We start from the raw sequence: 744 nt of genomic DNA on the forward strand, positions 1-744 counted from the left end.
GTTTGGAGGCGATTTTCGCTGCTGCGGAGCCTCGGGGCCTTGTCCAAGATGGCGTGATTGCCCAGAGCGAGGCGCAGCGCCGCGCGCTGTGGGCTGTACGTGAGCGTATCCCTGAGGCCAACCGCCTGATCGGGTCCGTCTCGAGCCATGATATATCGGTTCCGATCTCGATCATCCCCGAGTTCATTCGGCAAGGGGCCGAGGTGATCGGCGCGTTAGGTCCGTTCCGTATCAACTGTTTCGGACATTTGGGCGATGGTAACCTGCACTACAACGCCTTCCCGCCCAAGGGCCAGAGCCGCGATGCCTTTGAGGATCAGCGCAAAGCGGTGAAGAGCGCGATTCACGATCTGGTTCACGCGTTTGACGGCTCGGTCAGCGCGGAACACGGGGTGGGGCGGTTGAAAGTAGATGATCTGGAGCGCTATGGCGATTCCGTCAAACTTCAGGCAATGCGAGGGATCAAGGCTGCGTTGGACCCAAAAGGAATTATGAATCCCGGAGCGATCCTGAAGGCGTAGACACGGCCCGAGCAGTCCGGACCGTGTCTGATTGCTTTACGACGCGGGCAGAATGACCTTGTCGATCACGTGGATCACGCCGTTTGATGTCTCGATATCAGCCTGAACGACGTTGGCGTCATTCACCATCACGCCCGAATCCAGATCAATCGTGATGTCGCCGCCCTGTACCGTGGCTGCGGTCATGTCATCGGACAGATCGCCCGACATCACTTTGCCCGGA

At 59.0% G+C, this 744-nt stretch carries 2 protein-coding genes; one reads left to right on the forward strand and one right to left on the reverse strand.

Annotation, left to right across the window (positions count from 1 at the left end):
• Nucleotides 1-521: FAD-binding oxidoreductase (locus ACR0E6_RS22170; protein WP_480587426.1), on the forward strand; the 521-nt coding region annotated here is incomplete at its 5' end.
• A gap of 36 nt (nucleotides 522-557) precedes the next feature.
• On the opposite strand, the gene ACR0E6_RS22175 is transcribed toward ACR0E6_RS22170, so the two are convergent.
• Nucleotides 558-744, reverse strand: a 187-nt coding sequence (locus tag ACR0E6_RS22175) for a fasciclin domain-containing protein (protein ID WP_480587430.1), incomplete at its 5' end; no start/stop codon positions are given.

The organism is Ruegeria sp. AP12 (genome assembly GCF_056540025.1).